The organism is Rahnella sp. 2050, from assembly GCF_040544515.1.
GTDB lineage: Bacteria > Pseudomonadota > Gammaproteobacteria > Enterobacterales > Enterobacteriaceae > Rahnella > Rahnella aceris.
In genome coordinates this window covers 56,909-82,574 of the sequence record NZ_JBEPKE010000003.1, presented here as the reverse complement: position 1 = coordinate 82,574, position 25,666 = coordinate 56,909, and the positions used below count along the sequence as shown (strand labels likewise).

Here is a 25,666-nt window from a genome sequence, read left to right as displayed (position 1 = left end):
CGGTGACCCGGCCAGTCGGAAAAGTGGAAAAATAGAGTTAAATCAGGTGTTAAGGTTGTTGTGTGGTACTCACCATCGGTTTGGGTTCGGTGACCTCAACGGCAGGCGTATCGAAAATTTTGCGGCAGACGACGCTGTTACCCCAGCACTGTTCATACGGATAACCAATCAGTTCTTCCATCACCGCCCGTACTTCCGGCTGAACCTGGCTAATCTGCCCGCCCGCTTTGATACGTGCTACTTCGCCCAGCACCACAAGGTGAGTTTTGCGGTTCAGTTTCATCTGATTACTGAACACGATAGCCATCAGCGCCAGCGCAATAACACCGATACAGAACACCAGCGCAATCGCCATCACCGCACTTTCAGGCTGGGTATGAGATTTAGACTGGAAGCCGTAGAAGCTCAAAATGGCACCCATCACGAAAACAATCACCGAGCGCATCAGTTTGCCGGAGAAGGTCATCGCACCGGCGTAAATCCCCTCGCGGCGACGACCGGTGAAGGCTTCGTCAATGTCCGCCAGGAAGGTATAAACCGTCCACGGAATGTAATACACGCCGCCGGTACCGATACCGAAGATGACCGTGATAGTCAGCATGGCCGCTGTGGCATATTGCTGCGGCAGATGCAGGACGTGCAGCAGGCTGTAGCAAATGACCGAGAAAATCACGATGCCCAGCGCCAGAATGTAAGGCTTGCTGAACCCGTGCCTGACGCAGATGCCGATAAATATCGCGGTAGAGAACAGTTGCAGCATCGAGTTCAGGCTGCTCAGGCCGGCAACCATCGTCGGATCATATTGCAGCACGAAAATGATGAAGTAGGTGAAAACGGAAGCAAACAGCCATTCTGCCCCGAAGCCACACAGATACATGCCCAGATGCTTACGGAACACACGCAGGTGGAATGTCGATTTCATGTCGCGAACCAGCGTCAGCATGGTTTTGCCGAGGGTCATTTTCTTCTCATCGACCGGCGTGGTTTCTTCTACCGGGCGTTCCCAGGAAGAGAGATACAACATACCCAGGGCGATAAACAAGATCACGCCATACGTCAGTGCGGTGTAGAAAAACGGCTGCGCGGAGTCTTTGCCGTAGATCAGAATGAACTGGCCCGGAATGAACGCGGCGAGGAAGTTCGCTACTTTGCCGAAAATCGCTTTATAGCCGGTCAGTTTTGAACGGGCGGAGAAATCGGTAGTCATTTCGGTCGCGAGCGTTTCATACGGCACCATCACCGAGGTGTAAATCAGCTCGAACATCACGTAAGTCGAGAGGTAATACCAGAATCCGAAGCCTTCAACCCACAGCAACGGATAGAACATCATCAGTGGCACGCCGAGTAAAATGAAGAAACGGCGGCGGCCAAAACGTTTGCCGAGGCGTGTTTTACCAAAGTTATCCGAGAGATAACCCATCAGCGGGTTACTGATGGCATCGATGATGCTGGCGACGGAGAAGATCGCCGATGCCTGTAGCAGCGTCAGGCCACAAAATGTGGTGTAGAAGTACAGCAGCCAGATCCCGGCAATCGCCAGTGCACCGCTGCCCAACAGATTTCCGCCGCCATACGCCAGCTGATGTTTAAATAAAATAGGTTTTTCTGCGTTCATAGGTTATCCGCCCAGAGAGATATTTATAAAATGAACCGGTGTTTTGTTTTTATAGAGATGACGTTTTATATAGGCGGGATGAATGAATAGATGTGAATAACATCACATTTAAAACAGCAGGGGGCGGCTGGCGATAAGATTTTGCGATACGTGTAACATTCCTCACCATCAAAAATACACAATTCACGAGATGGTTCAGATCGTATTAGTTTTAAATCGAATGATTAACTGACTATTGCTCTACAAAACCGCCACTTAACCCATGCGGGAATTTTACATCCGTATCAGAATTTTCGTTGAAGGTCAGGCATAAGCGTTGGGGGGACTGAACAAAAGGCCGTTCCCTGGCCCCTGATACAGCGGGTGATTTACGGGTAAATCTGAGGTCAGGCGTTCAGTAAAGACGCTGTGCTCTCATGCAATTCATCAAGCAAGGTATAACGCTTGCGGTATTCGGAACGTTTCTTGCTGGCAATCTCTTCCATCGGTTTGCGCGGCAGTTCCAGTGGTACGTGATATAAGGCTGAAGACGCGGGCGTGGCGCTGATGGAATCCCAGAATTCGTTATAACTGGCGACAAATACGTTTTTCTTGCGGTGACGGTAGCGCAGGCTGCGGAACACATGGCCGGTATCGCTGACCGCAAGAATGCGCTGTACGCCGGTTTCGGCCGCGACACGTTGCAGGCTTTCCAGCAGCAGGCGTTTCGGGAACAACCCGTAACAGGATTTGGTCGCCTGTTTAATCACTTCATGTGGCGTTGAGCGATGTGCCCCCTGGAAGCCGCCGATAATCAGTGTCCTCCCTTGCGGACGTTTCACAATGCTAAACGTCAGCGCCGCAAGCAGCGTGTCCTCCATATAAAGGAACATGTTGGCCTCGCCTTCGCGCTCAGATTTGCCGATGGAACCCAGCACCACCTGGAAAGCTTCACCGTCTTTGCCGGTGAACCGGGTGATGGTGTTGCCGGTTGCGCTCAGAAAAGTATTGCGCAGGCGGACGTTTTCCAGGTTTTTGACGAATGTATAGTGATCAACCAGTGCATCAGCACGTCCGGCAGAATGTAAACCGAGGTGCAGATACGGCTTATGAATTTTACTCGGCAATTTGGTCTGTACGGTGAAAGCTTCCTGCCAGACCGGCTCAGCAGCCATCTTATTCAACACCTTCAGGGTATCGAGCGGATGCAGTAAGGTGCGCACGGCGTATTTGACCCGGAACATCCGGTCGCGCCACAGGGTGTCCGGCACGCACGTTCCGCTCAGAAGATCGACAAACAGGCTGAATCCGCTGGTTTTTTTAATGGTGTGTTCAACGGGATACGCTTCGCTGAGTGATTCGGTTTCATTGAGAGGGATGTGTTCCATGATCTATTTCCGATGCCTGAAATAATCACGGTATCACCCAATTTTTAAACCTCTTTACAACGTGGTTTTAAAGAGAAGCGAGGTTGTCGGAATAAGTGCGGGCCGTTTAGCTGCCGTTTATCCGGGGTGACTGAAAGCAGTCTCACTGCCTGATATCTATTGATATGCGTGATGAGTTTCTCGTTTTCGGACATCATACAAACGCTATTGCACAGAATTTGGTTAACTTAGAAATGTTGGGAAATGTTACGAAAATGAATTCGTGATGATCATTCAGCAGTTGTAAGGAAACTTTGATGAAAATTATTACTACTTTTTGCCTCGCCAGTCTTTTCACTGTCAATGCGTTTGCCCTGACCGGCAACGATGCGACCACCAAACCAGACCTCTACTACTTAAAAAACGATCAGGCGATTAACAGTCTGGCGCTGCTTCCGCCACCACCCGCAGTGGGCAGTATTGCTTTTTTGAACGATCAGGCCATGTATGAACAGGGTCGTCTGCTGCGCTCAACTGAACGTGGCAAACTGGCGGCAGAAGATGCCAACCTGAGTGCGGGTGGTGTCGCGAACGCCTTCTCCGGTGCCTTTGGTTCGCCAATCACCGCCAAAGACACCCCGGAACTGCACAAACTGCTGACCAATATGATTGAAGATGCAGGTGATCTGGCGACGCGTTCCGCCAAAGAAAAGTACATGCGCATTCGTCCGTTTGCCTTCTACGGCGTGCCGACCTGTAACACCACCGAGCAGGATAAACTGTCGAAAAACGGTTCGTATCCTTCCGGCCACACCTCAATTGGCTGGGCCACCGCGCTGGTGCTGACCGAAATTAACCCGCAGCGCCAGGACCAAATCCTGCAACGCGGTTTCGATTTAGGTCAGAGCCGGGTAATTTGCGGCTACCACTGGCAAAGTGATGTCGATGCCGCGCGCATCGTCGGTTCCGCAGTAGTGGCAACCCTGCATACCAACTCTGCTTTCCAGCAACAGTTGCAAAAAGCCAAAGAAGAGTTTGCGAAGCAGCATCCGTAAATATTGCTGGCCTCCCCGGCCTGATCTTCGTAAAAGCCGGGGAGTCTGTAATGCCACATCTCTCATTGATACTAAATTTCTGAAAATTGCTTTTTTGCAACGGTCACTAATTGTTAACTCCCCTTCGCAGGCATAACGTCATTCCTCATTTTAAAAAGGAGTTTCATTATGGCTAGCCCCGCATATCTCTGGCTATACGATGCAAATGGCGCACTACTTTATGGCAGTTCTGAGGTTTTAAGCCGTGAAGGCGCGATCGAGATTCAAAGCTTCACGCATGGTCTTTCCGTACCCTTCGATGGCAATACCGGTCGGCTGACATCTACCCGTGTTCATCAAACCATGGGACTTGTAAAAGAGTTCGATAAATCTACTCCCTACCTCTACCGTGCCGTCGCCACCAGCGAAAAGCTGCAAAAGGCGGTGATTAAATGGTATCGCATTAATGCGGCTGGTATGGAGGAAGAGTTTTTGAATATGACAATGGAAGGCGTGCGTATACTTAACATCAATCCACATATGCACAATTTCAAACAAGCTGACGGACAGGCCAGTATGCCCACGGAGTCCATTGGCCTTGGGTATCAGAAAATTACATGGTTGTACCTCGACGGACATATCAGTTTTACCGATCAGTGGAACTCCAGCATTTACGCATAAACGGAGACAGGGATGATTTCATGCAGAGTGGATTTTAATCGCCTTTATGAGAGTGGAAAAATTGCAAAACTTTATTGTGCTGGGGTTGGGATCTTTCCTGTATTTTCAGGCTTATTCCCGCACACAAACAGAATAGGTTGTGGAGGTAATGAGAATGGGCCAATTCCGACGGGTAAATACTGGATTGTTGACCGCCCCAGAGGGGGAGTGAGGTCGAGATTAAAGGAGTACGAAAAGCATATTCGCACGGGTAATGATTACTCATCTTGGTTTGCCCTGTATCGACAAGATGGCTTGATTGATGATTCAACTTATATCGGTGAGACCTTGCGCAGAAGTTTCCGTTTGCATCCATTGCGACCGGATGGTACCGGCGTATCAGATGGGTGTTTAACATTCATGTATCATGCCGATTTTGACAAGCTCAGAAGCGCGTTGTTGAATTCGCACACTAGAGACATCCCAATCATACATCTGAAGGCATATGGAGAAATCGAAGTTACGGGGGATATGAATGCGCCATGCCTTATTCTGTAAGATAGCGGTGCGGCTGGCGCTTTTTATTTTTATAGATTACTACCTGCTGTCGCCCTTCCCCGGCTGGCTGATTGATTATGAATACATCAAATCGATAGCCATCGCGGATTATTTTGATCAACTGATGAAACCAGATTACGGAGCCCCCCCATGGCCTGGATTGCAGGATGATATTTTTGTCGTGTTGCTCTCCGTCACAGGATTAATTCCAACCTTGTTGATAATGGTTATGATTGAGGCAATTGTGAAGGCAGGCATTAAGGTCGTTAAACGTAAAAATATAAAGTAAACCCGGCTGATGCCGGGTTTTTCTGTTCAGGGAATTAAAGACCCCGATACCTTATTTATTCTCAACAAACTCAAATGCCAGACGCAGTTGTTCGGCGTTGGGGTTTCCCGGCAACAGATGAATGGATTCTCCGGGCTGGAGCGTGCGCTCAATCAGTCGGGAAAGCTGTTTCTCATCATGAATATCCACCTGCAACTGCGCCAGACTGACCGGCAGATCCAGCACTTTGTACAGCGCGGTTAACTGCTGCACCACTTCCGGTTGATTGAGCAGCGCGCTTTGCACCAGAATGCCGTAAGCGACTTTGGTGCCGTGCAGGAAGGCGTCAGTTTGGGGCAGCGCGGTCAGGCCGTTATGCACCGAATGCGCCGCTGCGATACGCGTATACCGGTCGCCCAGCCCGCCCACTAATCCGCCGCCCGCAATAATGGCGTCGAGCACATTGAGGAATGGCTGCGTCAGTTGATTATCGTCCTGCGCCTGTAATGCCGCTTCGCTTTCGTTGAGCAACACATCCCGAATGGTCAGCGCGGTATTCAGGCCGAGCTGCACGGTTAAGGGCAGTTTTTCCGGCTGCGGGCTGAGTACCACCGCTTCGTACCATTTCGCCAGCGTATCGCCGATCCCGGCCAGCAGATATTCCTTCGGTGCGCGCAGAATAATGCGCGGTTCGACCAGCACCAGATGGTTGGCGTCGTTGAATATTTCGTAACGCAGCGCCTGCCCTTCGTCGTTATACCACACAGACAATGGCGTCCAGGCCGCACAGGTCGCGGCAATGGTCGGAATGGCCACTACCGGCAATCCCAGACGACGCGCCACCACTTTGGCGGTATCCAGCACCGCACCGCCGCCGATGCCGATCACCACCTGCCGGTCATTGCCGCCGATATGCGCAATGCGCTGTACTTCAGTTTCGCTGCAATGTGCCGCGAACAACACACGCTTCGCCTGCGGGGCAGTAAACGCTTGCGGCAGGAAATCTTGCGCAGCCACTAGTGCACGCTCGCCGTAAATCCACAGCGCGTTATCCAGTTGTTGCGGCGTATAAAACTGCGCCAGCCGGTCGATGGCACCGGGGGAAGAAAAGTAGTTGGCAGGGCCGGTAACCACACGGATATCTGTATCACTCATGGGGAAATCCTTAATTTAGAAGCTGTTAACATCCTACGCCCGGACATCCGGATGGCTAATACTCTTTGGCATTAACTTATGCCTTTTCGTTCGTTGCCAAGTGTTACCCGGTCATGAAAACTCGGACAATCAATTCATTAACCCACTATAAAAGCCTGCACAAAGGGCTCGCGTGAATTGTCCTCCCGTTAAATGATGATTAACCACACAGGGTAATAAACATGAAACTGTTCTCCGCGTCGTTACTGGCGTTAAGTTTGCTCTCCGTTTTTCCATCTTTCGCCGCAGATACTGCACCGGTGCCGAAAGCCATTGCCGATCATAAAGGGCCGGTCCGCATAGCGGTGATCCGCAATCTGGGCTCAGATGACAACACCACGCAGTTTGTGTCCGGCGCCATTCAGGAAGGCCGCAAACTGGGCTTTCAGGTGAGTACTTTCCTCAGTAACGGCGATGACGCGAAATTCCAGGATTTCGTCAATCAGGCCATCAGCCAGAAATACGACGGTATTATTTTGTCGCAGGGGCGTGACCCGTATTCCACCGATTTGCTGAAACGTATTACCGCCAGCGGCATTGCGGTATCGGTGTTCGATACGGCGGTGAACGGCGATATTCCCGGTGTGACGGTCACGCAACAGGATGACGCCTCGCTCACCGATCTTTCCGTCGGGCAACTGGTAAAAGATTTCAACGGTAAAGCCAATATCGTCAAACTGTGGGTGGCCGGTTTCCCGCCGATGGAACGTCGTCAGGATACCTATAAAAAAGTATTAGCCGCCCATCCTGGCATTCATGAGCTGGAATCGGTCGGCGCCGTGTCGTCGGATGTTCAGGGCGATACCGCCAATAAAATCGGCGCGCTGCTGGCGAAATACCCGAAAGGAAAAATCGACGCGATCTGGGGCACCTGGGATGCCTTCAGTCAGGGGGCGTATAAAGCCTTGCAGGAGAATGGCCGCACTGAAATCAAACTCTACAGCATCGATATTTCCAATCAGGATATCGGTCTGATGCGTGCGGCCAACAGCCCGTGGAAACTCAGCGTGGCGGTGGATCCGAAACTGATCGGCGCGATCAACCTGCGTCTGGTCGCTAACAAAATTGCCGGTGAAAAAACGCCAGAGACTTATGAATTCAAAGCCTCGGCTATCCCGCAGGCGTTGCTGACAAGCAACCCTGATGCCGTGAACGTCGCATCGCTGGCGAAAGTGATTCCGGGCTGGGGCAAATCTGATGATTTCATCGCGCCGTGGTTCGCAACCCTTGAAGCGCAGCACAAAAAATAAGGCCGGACTATGACAACGCAATCTCTCCCGACCCCGGAATACAGTCGTAATATGCGACTGATCGGCCACAGCGATCAGGGCGGAAAACCTGACGGCGTACAGGTAATGGTCCATCGTGGCTACGCGTATATCGGCCACATGGTGTCGCAGGGTTTCTCCATTGTGGATGTGCGTGATGCCAAAAATCCGCGCCCTGCCGGTTTTGTGGCGGCACCGCCGGGCACCTGGAATGTGCATCTGCAGGCGCACGACGATTTACTGCTGGTGATCAACGCCCGTGATTTGTTCGCAGATGTCCGCTTCGCCGATGAAAAAGTCTATTACACCCGCTCCGTCAGCGAGACGGTTCAGGGTACGCAGCAGCGTGGCTGGAGCGCCGGTGTGCGTATCTTTGATATTTCGGTGCCCGATCAACCAAAAGAAATCAGCTTTCTCGCGCTGGAAGGTATCGGCGTGCATCGCATCTGGTATGTCGGCGGGCGCTGGGCGTACGTTTCAGCCCTGATTGATGGCTACAGCGATTATATTTTCCTGACGATTGATCTGGCCGACCCGCGCAATCCGCAGGTCGCCGGACGCTGGTGGCTGCCGGGGATGCATACCGCAGGCGGTGAAACGCCGGACTGGCCGGAAGGTAAACGTTATGCGCTGCACCATGCCATTATCAGCGGGGATACGGCATATGCCAGCTGGCGTGACGGCGGCCTGACGTTGCTGGATATCAAAGACCGCAGCGCGCCACAACTGATTTCTCACCGCAACTGGAGTCCGCCATTTGGCGGCGGCACGCATACCGCGCTGCCGTTGCCGGACCGGGATTTGCTGGTCGTGCTCGACGAGGCAGTGCTGGATAATCAGGAAGATGGCGAGAAGTTGATCTGGCTGTTTGACGTGCGCGAGCCGTCGAATCCGGTGAGTATTTCGACCTTTCCGCAGCCGGAGGAACGGGATTACGTCAGCAAAGGGGCGCATTTCGGGCCGCACAATTTGCATGAAAACCGGCCGGGCAGCTTTATCAGTTCAACGCTGATTTTCGCGACCTACCAGAATGCGGGTGTACGTGCGTACGACATCAGCAATCCGTACCAGCCGAAAGAAACCGGTGCGCTGGTGCCCGCTGCGCCCGTTACCATGATGGATAAACGTCCTGGCAGGCCGCAGGTGATTCAGTCCTGCGACGTGTTTGTCGATGCGCAGGGAATTATCTACAGCACCGACTATAACGGCGGATTATCCATTATCGAATATCTCGGCTGATCCCTTGCCCGCCTCTGAACTTATCGGGTTCCGGGTGCGGGCGTTTTTGTTTTTCCTGCCACTGACTTGCCCGGACTGAGGACCAGCCACACCGCCACGCAAATCAGAATGCCGCCAGCAAAGAACCCTTCTGACAGCGTTTCATTCAGCAGCAGATAACCCCACAGAATACCGAACGGCGGGATCAGAAATGTCACGGTCATGCTGCGCAGCGGGCCGATATCGGCTATCAGGCGGAAATACAGAATGTACGCCCATGCCGTACAGATAAACCCGACGGCCAGCACACAGAGCCAGACCAGCGGTTGCGCCCAGGTCACCGGCGCTTCGGTAGCCGAGGTATAAAGGAAAAAGGGCAACAGGAACAGTGTCGCGCCGAGCTGGCTACCGGTCGCCACCAGTTTGGGATCCAACCCGCCGCGTTCGCTGATCCAGCGTCGTGTCAGGAAACCAGCCACTGCATAACAGCCGGTTGCCACCAGGCAGGCAATGACGCCCGCCAGTAATTGCGGCACCGATTCCGCGCTGCCGGTGGTGGTGATCAAGGTAATGCCGAACAGGCCGGTGAGTACACCGAGCGCTTTTTTCAGCGTCACGGTTTCATGAAAGAATAAACCGCCGAGCACGACACCCATCAGCGGCGTAGTGGCGTTGAGAATGGCGGAATAACCGGCGGGTAACCAACGTGCTGCCAGACAATACATCAGAAAAGGCAAACCGGAGTTGATCACCCCGAGCAGCAGCGAGCGGCCAAATTTATGCTGATAATCACGCGGCGTTCTCAGTACCGCAAGGATCACGACCAGTCCGACAAATCCGAACAGTACGCGAAGAAACGCCGTATTGATGGCACCGAACGCCGGAGCCGCCACGCGCATAAACAGAAAACTGCCACCCCAGATCGCCGCCAGCAGTAGCAATCGGCAATAATCCCCACTTTTCATTCACATCCCCTATTGAACATTGTCTGATGTCTTGTTTTATTGATGCCGGCGAATAACTAAAACGTGTTAATCAGTGTAGTGAATGTTCCGCCCGAAAAACCCTCTTTTTCTTGCTTTGTAATTCTGATGAAGGCGCTGTAATGACTGATTTCTCACAAGCTGATTTTGACGTGCGTCTGGAATGGGGCGCGCAGGCGGTGGAGCATCTGGCGGCAGATGCCGATTGCATCGTGATTATTGATGTCATGTCGTTTTCTACCTGCGTGAGTATCGCCACCGCGCGCGGTGGAACGGTGTTTCCGTATCCGTGGAAGGATGCCAGCGCGCAGCAATATGCCGCTGAGCGGAATGCGCAGTGCGCGCAATTTGACCGGCGTTTTCAGGGGCCGGGGTTCACCCTTTCGCCCTGCTCTCTGCAGGAAATGGTTAGCGGAACGCGGCTGGTATTGCCTTCGCCGAACGGATCGGCGCTGACCTTTCAAGCCAAAACACACAATGCGGCGATTTTCACCGCCTGCTTGCGCAATCTCACCGCCACGGCGCGTGCCTGTGAAAAGTATCCACGCATTCTGGTGATCCCCGCCGGTGAAAAATGGCCGGACAATAGTCTTCGCCCGGCGCTTGAAGATCTGGTCGCTGCGGGGGGATTGATTTCACGGCTGCGCAATCGTCAGTTGTCAGCAGAAGCCCGCGCGGCGCAGACGGTTTATCAAAACCTGACGCTTGCAGAACTTGCAGATTGCGGCTCAGCACGCGAACTCACCCGACGCGGTTTTGCTGCTGATGTTGCGCTGTGTCTGCAGGAAGATGTCAGTGATTTCGCTTGTCAGTTGCAGGATGATTTTTTCACGTCGGCCGACTAAGCGTAAAAATCGCTCTTTTTGATCTTCATTTGATCTATAACCCGTATAAAGGTGTGTGATAGGTTTAATACTTATCATCTATCTTTTGCTGCAGCGTGTAGCGAGTGGGTTTTTCCGGGACAGAACACAATGAGCCACAGTAAACCGGATGCATCAGAACATCCGCAGGGAGATTCCGCAGTTAATACCGGGATCTCCGTTATTGCTTTATTGGTTGCCGCTGCTTTCTTCATGGAGTTTATCGACGGTACGGTGATAGCCACCGCACTGCCGCAAATGGCGATTTCTTTCGGGGTATCTGCTGTTGATCTGAATGCCGGGATGAGCGCCTATATGCTCACGCTGGCGGTATTGATCCCCGCCAGCGGCTGGGCGGCGGAGCGTTTTGGTGCCCGCAACGTGTTCACGTTTGCGCTCGGCGTTTTCACGCTGGCCTCACTGTTTTGTGCAATGGCCTCCAGCGTCAGTGAATTTATCATTCTGCGTATTATTCAGGGGATCGGCGGCGCGTTGATGGTGCCGGTCGGGCGTCTGACGGTGTTGAAAACGACGCCGAAGCCGCAGCTGATTAAAGCTATTGCCACCCTGACCTGGCCTGCGCTGGTCGCGCCGATCCTCGGGCCACCGCTCGGCGGGTTTATTACCCATTACGCCTCGTGGCACTGGATTTTCTATATCAATGTGCCGCTCGGGATTATCGCGATGATGCTGGCATGGCGTCTGTTTCCGCAGGAACCTTCCGCGGAGCCGAAGCATTTCGACAAACCGGGGTTTGTACTGACCGGTCTGGCGATGCTTTCGCTGGTGACCGGGCTGGAGCTGATCAGTCAGGACCACATTTTATGGACCGCCGCCATACTGTTGCTGGTGACGGGAGTGGTGCTTTCGGTGCTGGCTATCCGGCATCTTTATCGCGACCCCGAACCGATGGTTCATCTCGGGGCGATAGTCATTCCGACGTTTCGTATCAGTATGGGGGGCGGTTCTCTGTTTCGCGTGACCATCAGCGCCGTGCCGTTCCTGCTGCCGCTGATGTTGCAGGTCGGATTTGGCATGGATCCCTTCCATGCCGGCTTGCTGGTGCTGGCGGTATTTGCCGGTAATCTGGCGATGAAACCGGCCACTACGCCGCTGATCCGTCGTTTCGGTTTTCGCCCGGTGCTGGTGGTTAACGGTCTGCTGAGCGTTTTCTCGCTGTTGTTCTGCGCGTTTCTGACGCCTGACACGCCTGACTGGCTGGTGATGGTATTGCTGTTTCTCGGCGGCCTGAGCCGTTCGATGCAGTTCACCGGCATCAGCACGCTGGCGTTTTCCGACGTGCCTGCGAAACAAATGGCCGATGCCAATACCCTGTTCAGCACGGTGTTGCAACTGTCTGTCGGGCTTGGGATTACCGTCGGCGCGCTTGGTACCCGTCTTGGTGAACAACTGGTTGATGCGCTGGACTGGGCGTCTGTGCCCGGCATGAGTTTCAAAATCTCCTTCGTGGTTATTGCTGTGCTGACGCTGATCGGCTGGCTGGATATATTGCGCCTGAAACCGGATGCCGGTTCCTCCGTTTCGGGCAAAAAGTGAATCGCTGCTCTATGATGAGTCGTGTTAATTAACCCTTACGGGAGAACCCGATGTTCACAGGATTAAGTGCTTTTCCTCTTACGCCGCTGACTGAAAAAGGTATTGATGAGAAATCTTTTGTCAGGCTGATGGAACGGCTGGTCAGTGCGGGTGTGGACTCCATTGGTGCGCTCGGCTCGACGGGCAGTTATGCCTATCTGAAGCACAGTGAACGCGACCGCGTTGCGCGGCTGGCAGTAGAACACGCCAACGGCATTCCGGTGATGGTCAGTATCGGCTCGGTGCGGACTTCCGATGTATTGCATCTTGCAGAAGATGCCCAGCGGGCAGGCGTCAGCGCCGTGTTGCTGGCACCGGTGTCGTATCAGAAACTGACGCAAGATGAAGTGTTTACGCTCTATGAAACCGTCAGCCGACATCTTTCCGTGCCGTTGTGTGTTTACGACAATCCGGCCACCACGCATTTCGATTTCACCGATGAGCTTTACGGACGTATCGCGCAATTGCCGCATGTGGGCAGTATCAAAATTCCCGGACTTTCAGCGGATCCGCTCGTCACGCGTAAACGGCTTGACCAACTCCGTCGACTTGTCCCTTCTCATGTGACACTTGGCGCGGCGGGCGATCTGGCGGCCGCCACAGTGCTGACGCAAGGCGGCGATGTCTGGTACTCCGTCATTGCCGGATTGTTCCCGGAAATTCCGCTGGCGATCACCCGCGCGGCGCAAAAAGGCGATGCGCAGACTGCGCAGGCGCTGTCTGCTCAGTTAGAGCCGCTCTGGGCGCTGTTCCGTCAGCACGGCAGCCTGCGCGTTGTGGCCGCCGCAGCGGAAATTCTTGGCCTGGTATCGGCCCCTTGTCTGCCGTTACCGCTTCAGTCGTTGTCGGCCGATGCCCGTCAGCATCTTACTTCCGTGCTTGATACCTTATTTCAGCACTGAAAAACTGCCTGAAACAGGGGGGATTATTAATTAAGTTCCTTTCTAAATCTAATGACATTCACAGCGTGAATGTCATTATCTTACAGCGTGTTACCCTGCCGTTTTATCCTTGCGTCATATCACTTTTTTCTGATTTTAAGGGGTCGGAATAAATCGCTTTCTATTATTATGCGTCGCGGCTGAAAGGCTATTTTCCGCCGCGCGGAGAGGTTTGTTTTTAACTGAAAGTCAAAAGGAATGATAATGCCATACGGTGATAATGGTCAGGGACTCTTTCGCAGAGGGCAGCTTGAGCAACAAATAATCAGAACCACCAAGTTCTCGATTTACGCGCAGGCGGTGTATTGCGTTAACAGAATGCTGCGCGAGGCCAATGTCGGTATTTCGGAGCAGGCGTACCAAAGCATCTCACGCAATATTACTGCGGTGACAAACGGACGCCTTTACGAAACATCGGCTTCACTTTCAGAAGCGCGGGTATTTGCACGTGATACTGCGGGGGCGATAAAAGCCGGTGATTTTAAATCGGCGGCGATCACAGCCAGTGGCGCTGCGATCAACGCCATTGGCGGGCCGCTGTTTTTTGGTCATTATGACCGTAACAAACTGATGGCGATAGAACGCCATCTGTACGATAACTTCCACCTGTAATTTTCTGACGACCACATGGGGGCTGACAGTGCGTTTTGCCCCCGTACGGGTTTCCCCTCTTTTGCCTCGCGCTCCACGCCACAAACAGCCACCCTTTTTATCGCTTATTCACCCGTTTGATTTCGCTTAAATCGCCTAAAGTGGCAGCATCATGAACCTTTTCTGCCTGCGCGCTGGCGCGGAGCAAAACACATAAAGGCTATTCAGGCGTGGCAAAATCATTTTTACGCAGTGGCAGTCTCAATGACATCCTTGCACTGGGCGAAAACGGGCTACCGGTTTACGCATCAGCCCTGCAATTACGCGAAACCTTACGTCTGCGTAAACAACCGGTGATTGCCGACTGTCTGGCGATCCCGCAGCTTAATGAGGCCGGTGACCGCCTCGACTGGTATTCCCCCCGTGAAGGTAAAGTCGTTTCCTGGGCCGCTGCCACAGATGCCGCGCGCGCATCGGCTTTGCGCCAGCTCGAGAACTGTCTCGACACCGTGTCGCAAATCAGCAAAGCGGCAAAATCTTCTGAGAAACCCGCCACTCAGTTTTTTGGCTCGTTACTGGAAAAAGCCTTCCGTTTTCCGGATCAAAACCATGTGTATCTGGTCGGAGGGCAGCCTGTACTGACCTTCTGGGGCTTCCTGAGCCTCGACAGCGTCAGTAATCCTGATCCTTTTGCGGCGCTGCGCAATACGCTGACCGCCGATGAACCCCTGCCAGCGCTGTCGCTGGTAGCAGAAAAAATCAAAGCGCCGGAACCGGTCATTGAAAAGCCGGAACCTGTGCGGGTAATTAAAACCATTGAAGCCCGCGCGGCTGAACAGGAAATTACGGCACCGGAAGCGGTTGCGACCCCGCGCCGTAAAAAATCTCCGCTGATCTTGGCACTGCCGGTCGCGGCGCTGGTCGTCGCCGGTTCTGCCGCAAGCTGGTTATATTCCCGTACGCCTGCGCCAAAAGTTGAAACCGCGAAGACCGAAGCGCCGAAACCTGCTGCGACAACGGAACCGGCGGTGATTGCCCCGCCACTGGTGGCTGAAGAAGTGAAATCCCCCGAAGTGAAGACGCCGGAACCGACACCGTTACCGGTCGCACCGGCCGCCGTGGTGGTGCCTTCTCCGGAGCCCGTCGCGGAAGTGGAAAAAACACCGGTCGCTGCTGTACCGGCTGTGCCTGTCAGCAAAAATGCCTTAGTGATGCCACCTGATGCGGTAAAAATCGGCTCGACCAAATTTCTCAACGGTAACTGGAATGTGGTGGTGGATATCAAAGATCCGGTTACCGGTAAACCGCCGGTGTTGCGTTATCAGTTTAAACAGGGTCAGGGTACGGTAAAAATTACCTACGGCGCGGGCGTGACCTGCCGCACGGTGGCAAATGCCGGTCTGATGCAATCAGGAAATCTGGTGATTAACAGCCGTTACCGGGCGAAATGCAGCGACGGTTCCCGTTATCAGATGCCGGAAATCAGTTGTACTCAGGGCGCGACTGGCGCTGCCGTGTGTCAGGGTCGTTATACCGGCGACACGGTTTACCCAATGACCATTAAGCGTGAAGGTAAATAACAGCATGCTGGCAACCCTTACAGATTTTAAACAAAAGATTACCCTGATCCGCGACAGCGGCATCCAGTTCCTCGACTTCGCGCTGAAGCCGGTGTGGGATGACGGACTGCCTGCCAAATTTGTGCGCAAGAGCGCCAACGGCCCGTTATTGCGCCTCGACTATAACCCGCAAAATGGTCGTCACTTTTTACCGGGAGTGGATGGCGGTGCGCCGGAAGTGGTGCGTCCTGAATTCAGTTTCCCGCTGGAACAATCGCTGAAACTGCTCGATCAGATCTGGCTGCCGTTGCCGTTCCTGCGCTTTAATCCGCCGCGCACCTTTATGGCCGGTCCCGACAACTGGGCGCGGGTGCAAATCCGTGAACTGGATACCCCGGAAGCGGATGGCAGCACGCACCGCGTCGTGATTGCCTTTGATACCCGCGTAGTGGAAGGCGATGACGAACAAACCCAGCTCGCACCGACACCGGATGACGTCAAAAACGGCATCAGCTTTGCGCTGGCATGGCATAACGAAGAACTGCCCGATTTCCTCGATCAGACCTGGGTGGACGGCTGGTTACGTGAAGTATTCACCGAGCAGTCCGCTATCCGCGAGGAACGTGAAGCGCGCAATATTAAAGTCGCCCTGCGTGAATTCGAATATCAGGCACATTATCTGAATCTGCTGGAAATGCTCGGCAGCCAGCTTGGTATCCCTGAACTGAAAATTAATGGCGCGACGTTGCAGGAACCGGCGATTAACGTCGATCTGATTCTGGATGTGGGTAACTCGCACACCTGCGGCATTCTGGTGGAAGACCATGCAGGCGAAACCGATGGCCTGAAGCAAACCTGCGAACTGCAACTGCGCGACCTCTCTCAGCCGCATTTTCTCTATAACGAACTGTTCGAGAGCCGGGTGGAGTTCGCCCAGGCTCGCTTTGGTAAACCGAATTTCTCTGTCGAAAGCGGCCGTGATGACGCCTTTATCTGGCCGTCAATTTTACGCGCCGGTCGGGAAGCCAGTCGTCTGGCACTGTTGCGCGAAGGAACGGAAGGATCGACCGGGATTTCCAGCCCGCGCCGTTATTTGTGGGATGAAGACAGTTATACGCCGGGCTGGCGTTTCAGTCAGGGCGGTCACGGTGCGATTACCGAGCCGGTCGCTGCAGCCATGCCGCTGACGTTTCTGATCAATGATGACGGTCAGCCGCTGTCTGATCTGCCTGCGGAAGATCGCCTGCCGGTGTTCTCCGCCCATTACAGCCGCAGCTCGGTGATGACGCTGATGCTGTCGGAACTGCTGGCGCAGGCGCTGATGCAAATTAACAGCCCGGCGCAGCGCACCCGTATGCTGCGATCTTCCGCACCGCGCCAGTTACGCAATATTATTCTGACCCTGCCCTCGGCGATGCCGAAACCGGAGCGTGAAATTTTCCGCCGCCGTATGCAGGAAGCCATCGGGCTGGTGTGGAAATCCATGGGCTGGCATCCCTCTGACGACGCGTTTAAGAACCAGAACGACAAAGCCAAAAGCAGCGTGCCGGTGCCGGATGTGCAGATGGAATGGGACGAAGCAACCTGCGGCCAAATGGTGTATCTCTACAACGAAACGCAGGTGAATTTTGGCGGTCATACCGGCGAGTTTTTTGCCAGCATGGCGCGTCCTGACCGCGAACTGGCCGACGATGAACCGGTGGGCAAAACCCTCCGTATCGCCTCGATTGACATCGGCGGCGGGACGACCGATCTGGCCATCACGCAATACTGGCTCGATGACGGGATGGGGAATAATGTCAAAATCACCCCGCGTTTACTGTTCCGCGAAGGCTTTAAAGTGGCGGGCGACGATATTCTGCTGGATGTCATTCAGCTCTATATTTTGCCTGCGTTACATGCGGCGCTGAAGAAAGCCGGACTGGCTAACCCGGACAACCTGATGACGCGCCTGTTTGGTAGCGAGGGACGCATGGACGGGCATGCCACCTTGCGTCAGCAAAGTACGCTGCAAATTTTTATCCCGCTGGCGCGGTCAGTGCTGGAAGTTTACGAACGCTTTGATCCGCTGGATACCCACGCAGAAATTGATGCGCCATTCGGTGAATTGCTGGAACAGACACCGACGCTGAAAGTGCTGGATTATCTGCATACCGAAATCCAGCGCGCTCTGCCTGCCGGTTCGGCGGTATTTGATCTTCTTCAGGTACCGCTGGTACTGAAACTCAGCAAGCTGCACAGTGAGTTTTTATCCAACCGCATGAGCATTACGCAGAACCTGCGTTCGCTGTGTGAAGTGGTGTCGTTGCATGACTGCGATGTGTTGCTGCTGACCGGTCGCCCTTCGCGTTTCCCCGGCATTCAGGCGTTGTTCCGCCATCTGCAACCGCTGCCGATCAACCGTATGCTGTCACTCGATGGTTATCACACCAGCGGCTGGTATCCGTTTAACAAACTCGGGCGCATCGATAACCCGAAATCCACAGCAGCCGTCGGCGCAATGCTGTGTCTGCTGGCGCTGGATTTACGTCTGCCGGGCTTCTATTTCAAAGCCGGTGATTTCCAGCCGTATTCGACCGTGCGCTATCTCGGTATGCTCGACGGCAATCAGGTGCTGACTGAAGATAACGTTTGTTACGGTGATATCGATCTTGATGCCCATGATTACAAACTCGATAGTGCGGCCAGTTTCCGCATTCGCGGTGCCATTTGTCTGGGCTTCCGCCAGCTGGAAAATGACCGCTGGCCGGCCTCGCCGCTGTATACCCTGTCCATCGCGGAACCTGAACTGGCGCGTAAAGTGGCGGGTGACAGTGTGCTGCGGGTGAAACTGGCGGTGAAAAAAGGGGAAGATCATCCGACGCCGGAATTTTTTGATATTGCCAGCGCGGTGCTGGATAACGGCACCAAAGTGCCTCCTCATCACCTGCGCCTGCGGCTAAATACACTGGGCGAGAGCCATTACTGGATCGACAGTGGGAGCGTATTCGTCTCATGACAACAAGCACGACAGAAACAAACGCCGGTCTGACCACCAATGTTTTGCAGCGTCAGTTTGCGGCGGTATCTGACACCATCGGCGAGGCGCTGGGCTGGGTCGACGCCACACGCGCTGAAGCTCCGCGTCTTGATCTGGAAGCCGACCGGCTGAATTTGCAGTTAACACGCTGTCGCGAGAAAGCACAGCGCCTGGCACAGGCCTGTGAACTGCCGCCAGCACTGGGTTTTTACGGGCATTCTCAGGCCGGGAAATCGTACCTGATTTGTTCGCTGGCGGCCGGTAATTACGGACGGCTGGAGACTCGTCTCGGGGGTGTCACGCTCGATTATCTGACCCAGATTAACCCCGGTAACCGTGTGGCGCGTTTCGCCACCCGTTTTACCCGTCAGGCAGACGTCAGGGATCGCGCATTTCCGGTTCGTGTGCTGCTGCTCAATGAAGCCGATCTTGCCCGCATTGTTATCCGCGCTTTCCAGCCGGACAGTCATTACCCCGTGGCGGACACACAGCAAATCACCGAGCACCTCAGTAAACTGATGATGCACCGTCAGCCGGAGCCGGTAGACGGCTTTACCAGCGAACAGATTATGGGATTATGGGATTCCATGATTCGCCTCGATCCCCGCCGTTTCCGCCATCTGAATGCACATTACTGGCCAGTGGCGGTGAAGCTCGCGCCTTATCTGAACATCGACGATCGCGCACGTCTGTTCTCTCTGTTATGGGGCAACGACCCTGCGCTGACTGCAGCGTATCGCCACTATGCCCACACGCTGCAACACCTCAGCGGTGCAGAAAGCCTGCTGGCACCGTTGAGCATTCTGGTTGATGACGCCATGCAACCGGCAGACGGTATTTTCAGTCAGTCGCCCGGCTGGGATATTCAGATCCCGGTTTGCCCGCAATGGGGAGATGAAAGCGCGCCATCTGTGACGTTGTCACTGGCTGAGCTGACCATGCTTGCCTCTGAAGTGCAAATACCCCTGCTTTCCCCACCACGCGAAGTCCTGTTCGAACAGATCGATTTACTGGATCTGCCGGGTTATGGCGCGCTGACTGATGAAAGCGGTGAGGATGAACATTCCGATCTGTTCCGCGCAAAAATTTCTTATCTGCCGGAGCGCTATACCGACCGGCATGAAATGAACATGCTGATGGTTTGCACGGCGGCTGACGTGCGTGATGACGTGGTTGCCGTGGGCCGCACGCTGGAATACTGGGTCAAAGAAATGCACGGCGAAAACACGCAGGTGCGTGACCGCCGCAAACCGGGACTGGTGTGGGTATTCACGCCGTTCGATCGCCGCATGAGCGGATCGGCACATTTCGACGAGGCCGTTCAGCGTCATGTGGGCAATCCGGGTGATGCCTGGGGCGCGCTGCTGGCGATGGATGATCGCGGTCTGCAACGTATGGCAGATTATCTGGCGGCTGAAATTCGTCCGGAAATCAGGCTGAACCGTCTGAGCGAAATACGTGACGAGCTGCGTCGTGAACTGGCGGATAACCTGCTCGGACGCTGGTATCAGGCGGGCGACAAAGCCGATCCGGCACAAAAACAACACACAGTTCAGACCGTCATTAAAGCGCTGCAAACCCGCACGGGTGTTCACGGCGAGCTGCTGGAAAAACTGCTGCCCGGCCGCGACGAACTGCACCGTATTTATCACGAACATGCCGGTAAGCAGGCCGAAACGGGCGAGCAGGATGAATCTGGCGTGGAAAGTTTTGGTATTGGTATTGATATCGATTTATTCGCTGAGCAGCAGGACGTGCAGGTCTGGCAGGAAAAACCGGACGACGGCACGGCGTTTGCGCGCCAGGTACAGCGTTACTGGATTAACCATCTGCGCAGCCTGCCGGAAAACGAACCGCTGATCGCCCTGCTTGGCGTGGCTAAGCCAACAGTCGAGTTGCTGATGGAAGAGTTGATCACCGCCAGTTTCCGTCTGAACATGGGCGATGCGCTGGTACGTTCACTCAGTGGTACGTTATCTGCGGGGACGCGTGAACATGAGCATCATGCGGATCGTCAGGTTTCACGTGCCCTGACGGTGCTCGGTGATTTTGTTGCCTGGCTGGGCTTTGAGAAGCAAGCGGAAGCCGGACGCCCGGAAAGCCGTATCAATAAGGGCAATAAGATTTTTGCCAAGCCGAAGAAAAGCGTTGCAAGCTGGAAGTCATCCCGCCGCCTGACAAAACTTTCGGCCACGCCGACCAATTCCACGGCGTTTTACATTTACGACTGGCTGGTCGGTTTGCAGGAAAGCATCATGCGCAACGCCGGTTACGCGGCGGGCGGGGAAATCCCTGCGCAGCGGCGGGAAAGTCTGGAGCGATTGCTCAATACACTGAAAGCCAACAACTAATATCAAAAACCGGAACCGCACAATGCCGTTCCGGTTTTTTTTTACAGCGAGTGTCTGCGCGTTGCTGACGTCAAACAGAGACATAACCGCAGCATGAGTCACACAAACCCGGCGTAATCCGTCTATACCTAGTGGGGTAAGAAAATATCATTCACCGCTTTGTGCCCCGCACAGAGCAGAAACGGAGTCCATTATGACTGATATCACTAAGTTGTTAGGCAAAGAAGCCGATTCACTTCTTCAGCATCAATGTTCCACCATCACCTCAGACCAGCTATACCTGCCGGGAGCCGATTTTGTTGACCGTGTGATGATCGACAATAACCGTTCGCCGCGCGTACTGGCTGCGATGCAAAACTTGTATAACACCGGACGGTTAGCCGGTACCGGTTATCTGTCGATTCTGCCGGTCGATCAGGGTGTTGAACACTCTGCGGGCGCCTCGTTTGCCGCGAACCCGTTGTATTTCGATCCTAAAAATATTGTTGAACTGGCGATCGAGGCAGGCTGTAACTGCGTAGCGTCAACTTACGGCGTACTGGCTTCCGTTTCACGCCGCTACGCCCATAAAATTCCGTTCCTGGTCAAACTCAATCACAACGAAACCCTGAGTTATCCGACACAATATGACCAGACACTGTATGCCAGTGTGGAACAGGCGTTTAATCTCGGTGCGCAGGCTGTGGGCGCGACCATTTATTTTGGCTCAGAAGAGTCACGTCGCCAGATAGAAGAAATTTCAGCCGCTTTCGAGCGGGCGCATGAACTGGGCATGGTGACAGTGTTGTGGGCATATTTGCGTAATCCGGCGTTTGTGAAAGACGGCAAAGATTACCATTCCAGCGCCGACTTAACCGGCCAGGCAAACCATCTTGCAGCGACCATCGGCGCAGACATTGTGAAACAGAAAATGGCAGAAAATAATGGTGGCTACAAAGCGGTTAAATTCGGTTATACCGATGACCGCGTCTATTCCAAACTGACGACCGATCACCCGATTGATCTGGTGCGTTATCAGCTGGCGAACTGTTACATGGGGCGGGCCGGATTGATTAATTCCGGCGGTGCCGCAGGTGAAAATGATATTCAGGAATCCGTGCGTACAGCGGTCATCAATAAACGCGCTGGCGGGATGGGACTGATTCTGGGGCGTAAAGCCTTCAAGAAATCAATGAAAGAAGGCGTGGGCTTGATTAATGCCGTTCAGGATGTGTACCTGGATACGAAAGTGACGATTGCCTGATCCTGATTTTGCACAATAAAAAAGGCCGGAAGATTGCCCTTCCGGCCATGTTTACTTGTTTCGATTATTTGCTCAGTTGCTGAACTAACAATTCTGCCGCTTCTGCGGAAGAACCCGGATTCTGCCCGGTGATCAGCAGACCATCCTGCACTACGTAAGAACCCCAGTCAGCGCCTTTCGAATACACACCACCCAGTGCTTTCAGTTCATCTTCCACCAGGAAAGGCACTACGTCGGTCAGCTCAACCGCTGCTTCTTCGCTGTTGGTGAAACCGGTGACTTTTTTGCCCTGTACCAGCGGATTACCTTGTGCATCTTTCACATGACGCAGCACGCCAGGCGCATGACACACCAGCGCAACGTGTTTACCCGCAGCCTGGAATGACTGGATCAGCTCAATGGAGGTTGTATCTTCCGCCAGATCCCACAACGGGCCATGACCGCCCGGATAAAAGACTGCATCAAAATCAGCCTGAGAAATGCTGTCCAGACGCACGGTGGAGGCCAGTTGAGCCCTCGCCTGTTCATCGGCTTCAAAGCGGTGGGTTTGCTGCGTCTGGAAATCCGGTTCGTTACTTTTCGGATCCAGCGGTGGCTGGCCGCCAGCCGGGGACGCCAGCACAATTTCTGCGCCTGCATCTTTAAAAGCGTAATACGGTGCTGCCAGCTCTTCCAGCCAGAAACCCGTTTTACGGCCCGTGTTGCCCAGTTTGTCGTGCGAAGTCAGAACCATCAGAATTTTCATGTTGTTTATCCAGGTAGTTGAAGCAGTTGAGATACTTATATAGTAGACCAGTCGTCTTGTAATCACTTTCAAAAAAACACCTCAACGTGAGGTGTCATTTGTTACGCATCAGCTTACTGCGGCTGATGGATAATCTGTTGTGTCATCGTCATGGCGGCGTCAAAAGGTTGCGTATTACGTAAAATTTTCACCATCACACTTGACCCGAGCCACAACTGATACAGCCCTTGTGCGGCAATCAGCGGCGCATCATTGACGGCCATCGATCCTTCTTTAATTCCCGCTTCAATCGCCCGGGCAATGCGGCTGATAATGCCGGAAGTGCCGTCATTCAGCGCCTGACGCATCGGTTCAGAAAGATCGGCTACTTCGGCACCCAGTTTCACGGCGAGGCATTTACCCTGACAGTCGTAAAATGACTGACTCTCCTGCCATTGCTGCCAGTAATTCATCAGACGCTGCGCCATCGTCAGCCCCGGCTGGGCCAGGGTAACATCCATCGCAGACAGGTAATCCTGAAAATAGCTTTTCAGCAGTTCCTCACCAAATGCATCTTTCGACGTGAAGTAGTAATAAAACGACCCCTTCGGTACGGACGCGGTGGTCAGAATTTCATTCAGGCCGACTGCCGAGAAACCTTTCTTCGCCATGAGGGACTGCCCCACAGCAAGAATGTGTTTACGCTGGTCAGTTTTGCCTGTGTCAGATGCTTTTGTCGTGTTCATGGGCTGACAATACATTGAATTAGACCAGTCGTCTAGTGGTTAAGAAAAAAATTGATGTCCACTGTTCCTCAGTGCCGGTAAATGTCGGTTTTTCGTCAGGAATTAAATCCGGCAATCTACAAAATCTCCTCAACTTTCTGTAAATTTGGCCGATGAAAGTTCTTTCGGTTATATACAGTTTACGCTTCTGGGGTGATACGGATGTTGATAGGAATAGATTTAGGCACTTCAAACTGCGCAGTTGCCATCTGGCAAGACGGTCAGTCCGTTCTGGTTCCTAACGTCTATGGAAAAAATCTGACACCCTCAGTGATCGGTCTCGATGATAACGGTCATGTCCTGGTCGGGGCGCCTGCACAGGCGCGGTTATTTACCCACCCTGATCTCACCCTTTCCAGTTTTAAACGTTTCATGGGCACGGAGCATCAGTTCCGGCTTGGACATCAAAACTTTCGTGCGGAAGAGCTCTCCGCCCTTCTGCTGCGCAGTCTGAAAGCGGATGTTGAGCAACATTGTGGCTGTGAGGTGAAGCGCGCCATTATCACCGTTCCTGCTTATTTTAATGATATTCAGCGCAAGGCCGTGAAGGCTGCCGGTGAACTGGCGGGACTGCATGTTGAACGTCTGCTCAATGAACCGACGGCGGCGTCACTGGCCTACGGGCTGGTGAATCAGCAGGAGCAGAAATTCCTGGTGTTCGATCTGGGGGGCGGCACGTTTGACGTTTCAATTATCGATATGTTCGAAGGCGTGATTGAAGTGCGGGCCAGCAGCGGCGACGTGTTCCTCGGGGGCGATGATTTTACCCGCAGTCTTGCAGGCTGGATGCTGGCGCAGTATCCGGAGCTGGATAAAGACGATAACGCCCTTTTCGGTCAGTTGATTACGCTGGCGGAAAAAGCGAAATGCCAGCTGACCACGCAAGACAGCACGCCACTCAGATACCAGTGGAATGACAGATCGCTGAACTGGACGCTGACCACTGAAATTCTGGCGCAATGCTGTGAAAGTACGCTGGAGCGGATGAAAAAACCGGTGATTCAGGCGCTGCGCGATGCCAGGTTCTCCGCCGATGAAGTGGATCATGTGGTGCTGGTGGGCGGTGCAACGCGAATGCCACTGGTGCGTCAGGCGGTGGCCCGTCTGTTCGGGCGCTTCCCACGCAGTGAGTTACAACCGGACGAAGCCGTGGCGCTCGGTGCCGGTATTCAGGCCGGACTGGTCTTGCAGGATCAGGCGCTCGATGACATCGTGCTGACCGATGTGATGCCGTTTACGCTCGGCATCGGAATTTCCCGCCCTAAAGGCGACGGCTACGAAGACGGTCATTTTCTGCCGCTGATTGAGCGAAACAGCTTTGTACCGGTGAGTCGCGTGGAAACGATTGTCACGATCTCCGATCAGCAAAAGTACCTGAATCTGTCCATTTATCAGGGTGAAGCACGGCGGGTCGCCGACAATATACTGCTCGGATCGCTGGCCGTTGATGTGCCTCCGCGCCCGGCAGGTGAAATGAGCGCCGAGGTGCGTTTCACTTACACGCTCGACGGCATTCTGGAAGTGGAATGTAAAATCACCAGCACCGGACAGGTGGAAAAACTGGTGATTGAGAAAGCGCCGGGCAGCCTGACACCTGCGCAAATTACCGCAAGTCTGCTGAAACTGGAAAACATCAAACAGCATCCCCGTGAGCAACTGGTAAACCGCCAGCTGGTAGCAGAAGCCAACGCGTATTATGAACAAAGCCTTGGCGACCAGCGGCAGTTTATCGCTGCTCAGCTGTATCGCTTTGAACATGTGCTCGACACGCAGGATGCCCGGCAGATTGCGGCAGCGCGTAAGGAATTTGAGGCGCTGCTGGTGCATCTGCGCAGTGAGTGGGAATAGCC

21 protein-coding genes are annotated in these 25,666 nt (G+C 53.8%); 15 read left to right on the top strand and 6 right to left on the bottom strand.

Annotation, left to right across the window (positions count from 1 at the left end; all coding sequences use genetic code 11):
• Nucleotides 1-49: 49 nt before the first annotated feature.
• Complete coding sequence (locus ABIC79_RS13975) at nucleotides 50-1,615, bottom strand: MFS transporter (protein WP_014416485.1); 1,566 nt, start codon at nucleotides 1,613-1,615, stop codon at nucleotides 50-52.
• Nucleotides 1,616-2,001: 386 nt separating this feature from the next.
• Entirely contained in the window at nucleotides 2,002-2,982 is a 981-nt protein-coding gene (locus ABIC79_RS13970) for a VirK/YbjX family protein (protein ID WP_119262285.1), read from the bottom strand.
• Between the two features lie 296 nt (nucleotides 2,983-3,278).
• Here ABIC79_RS13970 and phoC point away from each other — a divergent pair, with 296 nt between their 5' ends.
• The 4 genes from phoC to ABIC79_RS13950 all read left to right on the top strand — a co-directional run bounded on the left by phoC (nucleotide 3,279) and on the right by ABIC79_RS13950 (nucleotide 5,502).
• On the top strand, nucleotides 3,279-4,016 hold the full coding sequence (gene phoC / locus ABIC79_RS13965) for an acid phosphatase PhoC (RefSeq protein ID WP_013577729.1): 738 nt from the start codon (nucleotides 3,279-3,281) through the stop codon (nucleotides 4,014-4,016).
• Between the two features lie 168 nt (nucleotides 4,017-4,184).
• Nucleotides 4,185-4,676 (top strand): Hcp family type VI secretion system effector, encoded by a 492-nt coding sequence (locus tag ABIC79_RS13960; RefSeq protein ID WP_112197991.1) that lies wholly within the window; start codon nucleotides 4,185-4,187, stop codon nucleotides 4,674-4,676.
• 12 nt (nucleotides 4,677-4,688) lie between these two features.
• A complete protein-coding gene (locus tag ABIC79_RS13955) occupies nucleotides 4,689-5,213 on the top strand; it encodes a DUF2778 domain-containing protein (protein WP_013577731.1) in 525 nt (174 codons plus the stop codon).
• Nucleotides 5,191-5,502, top strand: coding sequence for a hypothetical protein (locus ABIC79_RS13950; protein WP_013577732.1), 312 nt, complete (start codon nucleotides 5,191-5,193; stop codon nucleotides 5,500-5,502). The genes ABIC79_RS13955 and ABIC79_RS13950 overlap by 23 nt, the downstream gene beginning before the upstream one ends.
• 51 nt (nucleotides 5,503-5,553) lie before the next feature.
• Here ABIC79_RS13950 and ABIC79_RS13945 read toward each other — a convergent pair whose 3' ends face one another.
• Entirely contained in the window at nucleotides 5,554-6,636 is a 1,083-nt protein-coding gene (locus ABIC79_RS13945) for an oxidoreductase (RefSeq protein WP_013577733.1), read from the bottom strand.
• 221 nt (nucleotides 6,637-6,857) lie between these two features.
• On the opposite strand from ABIC79_RS13945, the gene ABIC79_RS13940 reads away from it, so the two are divergent.
• Together ABIC79_RS13940 and ABIC79_RS13935 are read left to right on the top strand one after the other, a co-directional pair.
• Nucleotides 6,858-7,925 (top strand): sugar ABC transporter substrate-binding protein, encoded by a 1,068-nt coding sequence (locus ABIC79_RS13940; protein ID WP_112197990.1) that lies wholly within the window; start codon nucleotides 6,858-6,860, stop codon nucleotides 7,923-7,925.
• A 9-nt stretch (nucleotides 7,926-7,934) separates the two neighbouring features.
• Nucleotides 7,935-9,182: an LVIVD repeat-containing protein gene (locus tag ABIC79_RS13935; RefSeq protein WP_112197989.1), complete on the top strand. Its 1,248-nt coding sequence runs from the start codon at nucleotides 7,935-7,937 to the stop codon at nucleotides 9,180-9,182.
• A gap of 20 nt (nucleotides 9,183-9,202) precedes the next feature.
• Here the strand turns inward: ABIC79_RS13935 and ABIC79_RS13930 are convergent, their stop codons facing one another.
• The gene (locus tag ABIC79_RS13930; protein ID WP_354567533.1) at nucleotides 9,203-10,126 is read right to left on the bottom strand and encodes a DMT family transporter; all 924 of its coding nucleotides are present in this window, start codon (nucleotides 10,124-10,126) and stop codon (nucleotides 9,203-9,205) included.
• Between the two features lie 140 nt (nucleotides 10,127-10,266).
• On the opposite strand from ABIC79_RS13930, the gene ABIC79_RS13925 reads away from it, so the two are divergent.
• The 8 genes from ABIC79_RS13925 to fbaB all read left to right on the top strand — a co-directional run bounded on the left by ABIC79_RS13925 (nucleotide 10,267) and on the right by fbaB (nucleotide 22,307).
• Nucleotides 10,267-10,989 (top strand): 2-phosphosulfolactate phosphatase, encoded by a 723-nt coding sequence (locus ABIC79_RS13925; protein ID WP_112151367.1) that lies wholly within the window; start codon nucleotides 10,267-10,269, stop codon nucleotides 10,987-10,989.
• Between the two features lie 129 nt (nucleotides 10,990-11,118).
• A complete protein-coding gene (locus ABIC79_RS13920; protein ID WP_014416490.1) occupies nucleotides 11,119-12,564 on the top strand; it encodes a DHA2 family efflux MFS transporter permease subunit in 1,446 nt (481 codons plus the stop codon).
• A gap of 50 nt (nucleotides 12,565-12,614) precedes the next feature.
• Nucleotides 12,615-13,505, top strand: coding sequence for a dihydrodipicolinate synthase family protein (locus tag ABIC79_RS13915; protein WP_112197988.1), 891 nt, complete (start codon nucleotides 12,615-12,617; stop codon nucleotides 13,503-13,505).
• A gap of 243 nt (nucleotides 13,506-13,748) precedes the next feature.
• A complete protein-coding gene (locus ABIC79_RS13910; protein ID WP_013577740.1) occupies nucleotides 13,749-14,156 on the top strand; it encodes a hypothetical protein in 408 nt (135 codons plus the stop codon).
• Nucleotides 14,157-14,365: 209 nt separating this feature from the next.
• Nucleotides 14,366-15,715, top strand: a complete 1,350-nt coding sequence (locus tag ABIC79_RS13905) for an SrfA family protein (RefSeq protein WP_241917368.1) — start codon at nucleotides 14,366-14,368, stop codon at nucleotides 15,713-15,715.
• Between the two features lie 4 nt (nucleotides 15,716-15,719).
• Nucleotides 15,720-18,692 carry a virulence factor SrfB gene (locus tag ABIC79_RS13900; RefSeq protein ID WP_241917367.1) on the top strand — a complete coding sequence of 991 codons (2,973 nt, stop codon included), beginning with the start codon at nucleotides 15,720-15,722 and terminating at the stop codon, nucleotides 18,690-18,692.
• Complete coding sequence (locus ABIC79_RS13895; protein WP_354567528.1) at nucleotides 18,689-21,064, top strand: virulence factor SrfC family protein; 2,376 nt, start codon at nucleotides 18,689-18,691, stop codon at nucleotides 21,062-21,064. The genes ABIC79_RS13900 and ABIC79_RS13895 overlap by 4 nt, the downstream gene beginning before the upstream one ends.
• A gap of 193 nt (nucleotides 21,065-21,257) precedes the next feature.
• Nucleotides 21,258-22,307 carry a class I fructose-bisphosphate aldolase gene (gene fbaB, locus ABIC79_RS13890; RefSeq protein WP_314522264.1) on the top strand — a complete coding sequence of 350 codons (1,050 nt, stop codon included), beginning with the start codon at nucleotides 21,258-21,260 and terminating at the stop codon, nucleotides 22,305-22,307.
• A gap of 64 nt (nucleotides 22,308-22,371) precedes the next feature.
• On the opposite strand, the gene ABIC79_RS13885 is transcribed toward fbaB, so the two are convergent.
• Nucleotides 22,372-23,052, bottom strand: a complete 681-nt coding sequence (locus tag ABIC79_RS13885; protein WP_166861045.1) for a type 1 glutamine amidotransferase domain-containing protein — start codon at nucleotides 23,050-23,052, stop codon at nucleotides 22,372-22,374.
• Nucleotides 23,053-23,165: 113 nt separating this feature from the next.
• Entirely contained in the window at nucleotides 23,166-23,777 is a 612-nt protein-coding gene (locus ABIC79_RS13880; RefSeq protein WP_112151581.1) for a TetR/AcrR family transcriptional regulator, read from the bottom strand.
• Nucleotides 23,778-23,978: 201 nt separating this feature from the next.
• Between ABIC79_RS13880 and ABIC79_RS13875 the strand changes: the two genes are divergently transcribed.
• The gene (locus ABIC79_RS13875; protein ID WP_013577747.1) at nucleotides 23,979-25,664 is read left to right on the top strand and encodes an Hsp70 family protein; all 1,686 of its coding nucleotides are present in this window, start codon (nucleotides 23,979-23,981) and stop codon (nucleotides 25,662-25,664) included.
• The last annotated feature ends 2 nt before the right edge of the window (nucleotides 25,665-25,666 follow it).